The sequence below is a fragment of the Candidatus Binatia bacterium genome, assembly GCA_023150935.1.
Classification (GTDB): domain Bacteria; phylum Desulfobacterota; class Binatia; order HRBIN30; family HRBIN30; genus JAKLJW01.
Window position 1 is genome coordinate 1 of sequence record JAKLJW010000135.1, and the last position, 644, is coordinate 644.

A 644-nucleotide genomic window follows, 5' to 3' on the forward strand; every position below is an offset into this window, starting at 1 on the left:
TCCGAGATCACCGGCACGTCGAAGCGCGCCGCCACGCGCGCGGCGTCGAGCACCGCGGTGAGCTGCGGCACGCCGACCCCCGTCACGACCCGCGTCGTGCAGATCGAGCCCGGGCCGACGCCGATCTTCACGGCCGAGGCCCCCGCCTTGATCAGGGCCTCGGTGCCCTCGGCGGTCGCGACGTTGCCACCCACGATCGGGAGCTCGGGGAAGCTGCGCCGCATCTCGGTCACCGCGTCGAGCACCGACTGCGAGTGCCCGTGCGCGGTGTCCACGACGAGCAGGTCCACCCCGGCGTCGACCAGCGCCTGGGCGCGCTCCATCCGGTCCGGCCCGACCCCCACCGCGGCGCCGCAGCGCAGGCGCCCGAAGGGGTCCTTGGCGGCGTTCGGGAACTTCTCGTTCTTCTCGATGTCCTTGATCGTGATGAGCCCGCGCAGCTCGCCCTTCTCGTCCACCACCAGGAGCTTCTCGATCCGATGGCGGTGGAGCAGCTCCTTGGCGCGCTCGAGGTCGGTGCCGGGCGCGACCGTGACGAGCTTCTCCTGCGGCGTCATCACCTTCGAGACCGCCTGGTCCACGTCCTTCAGGAAGCGCAGGTCACGGTTGGTGAGGATCCCGACCGCCTTGCCCTCGCGCGTCAC

At 71.6% G+C, this 644-nt stretch carries 1 protein-coding gene; it reads right to left on the minus strand.

The features are described 5' to 3' along the window. The coding region (locus tag L6Q96_23365; protein MCK6557487.1) for an IMP dehydrogenase at positions 1 to 644 on the minus strand (644 nt) is incomplete at both ends.